The sequence below is a fragment of the Rubrimonas cliftonensis genome (assembly GCF_900107585.1).
GTDB classification, from domain to species: domain Bacteria; phylum Pseudomonadota; class Alphaproteobacteria; order Rhodobacterales; family Rhodobacteraceae; genus Rubrimonas; species Rubrimonas cliftonensis.
Window position 1 is genome coordinate 1 of record NZ_FNQM01000080.1, and the last position, 1,828, is coordinate 1,828.

At 72.0% G+C, this 1,828-nt stretch carries 2 pseudogenes; both read right to left on the bottom strand.

The annotated features are described in order from the left end of the window. Positions 1 to 1,140, bottom strand: a pseudogene (locus BLW43_RS22615) (IS91 family transposase); the annotation flags it as partial. Positions 1,141 to 1,152: 12 nt separating this feature from the next. Further along, positions 1,153 to 1,828, bottom strand: a pseudogene (locus tag BLW43_RS22620) (tyrosine-type recombinase/integrase); the annotation flags it as partial.

Below are 1,828 nucleotides of genomic sequence, written 5' to 3' on the forward strand. Positions count from 1 at the left end.
TGCGGCGCCGGGCGGCGCTGGCGAGGAAGCCGTAGTGGCGGATGCGGTGGAAGCCGTCGGGCAGGACATGGATGAGGAAGCGCCGGATGAACTCGCCCGTCGCCAGCCGCATGACGCGCCGGCGTCGCCGCTCGGGCGCGCGATAGTCCTTCCATGTGAACGCCACGGTCTGGGCGTCGGCGCTGACGAGGCGGTTGTTGGAGATGGCGACGCGGTGGGTGTAGCGGCTGAGATAGGCTGGCGCCTGCTCCGGCCCGCCGAAGGGCGGTTTGGCGTAGACGACCCAGTCGGCGCGCCTCAGCGGAGCCAGATGGGCGGCGAAGGCGGCCGGGTCGGCGAGCCCGGCGCGCGCGCCGAAGAAGCGCAGGCGGCCCTGGCGGTGCAGCGCGGCGAGCCCCTCGAGGAACAGGCGCCGGAACAGCGCGCCCAGCACCTTGACCGGCATCAGGAAGCCGGGGCGGCAGGAGACCCAGCGGTTGCCGTCGGGCGAGAGCCCGCCGCCGGGCACGCCCATGTGGATGTGGGGATGATGGGTCATCGCCGAGCCCCAGGTGTGCAGCACCGAGGTCATGCCGATCCGGGCGCCGAGGTGACGCGGTTCGGCGGCGATGGTGGTCATGGTCTCGGCCGAGGCGCGGAACAGCAGGTTGTAGACAACCGCCGTTCGCCATGGGCCTCGGACCAGTGGCGGCTCCATGGCTCACTCCAGAACGCGATCTCCGCCACCGCCGCCGGCACGGTGAACACGACGTGGAAGTACTCGACCCTTGGGAGCCGGTCCGGGCTTGCCCGGAGGGCAGCAGATCGGCCCCCTGCGCCGCCATCCAGTCGCGCGCCGCGGACCCCTGACATTTGGGGCAGTGGCGGTTCTTGCAGGAGTTGTAGGCGACGTGCTCCCGGCCGCAGGCGTCGCACGCCGCGACATGGCCCCCAAGCGCGTTGTCGCTGCGATTGATCCCCCCGGATCAATCGGCGGACGCTCCAACTCCGGCAGGTCTCGATCGCGCTCATGACGCGCAGCTGGTCCAGGCTCACATGGCCGGCGTTGGCGGCGCGCCACGCCGGCCCGTCGTGCTGCAAGCACGCCTTCGGCGTGACGTCGCGGAAGATGTCCGCGACCTCGAGCGCCGGTCTGGGCACGGCTGCGCGCCGTCAGTCCGGCTCGGGCGGCGTCTCCCACAGCGCGTCGAGCGGGCTCCTGACCCCGCGGATCGTGCTGGCGGCGACGTGCGCATAGCGCGCCGTCGTCTCCAGCTGAGCGTGCCCCAGCAGAACCTGGATCACCCGCACGTCGGCGCCGGCCTCCAGCAGGTGGGTGGCGAAGCTGTGCCGGAGCGTGTGCAGCGTCGCTTTCTTCTGGATCCCGGCCGCCTCCAGCGCCTCGTGGAACGCGCGGTTCATCCGCCGGCCCGAGAGCGGGTTGATCCGGGGCTTGCCAGGGAACAGCCACCCTTGCGGCCGCGCCTGAAGCCACCATGCGCGCAAGAGCTCCAGCAGCGCTGGCGACAGCATCACGTGGCGGTCCTTGCGGCCCTTGCCCTGCACCACCCGGATCAGCATCCGGTCGCTGTCGATGTCGGCCGGCGTGAGCACGCAGACCTCGGACGCGCGCAGCCCGGCCCCGTACGAGACGGCTCGAGCGCCGCGCGATACTTCAGCCCCGGCCCCGGCCCCGCCGTCAGCAGCGCAGCGACTTCCTCCTGGCTGAGCACCGTCGGCAGGCTCTGCGGCAGCCGGCGCAGCGGCAGGTCGCGGACCAACTCCTCGCGGCCGCAGGTCACGTCGAAGAGTTGGAGGGAACCGTCGCGCCAGTGGCGCGGCGAAAGTC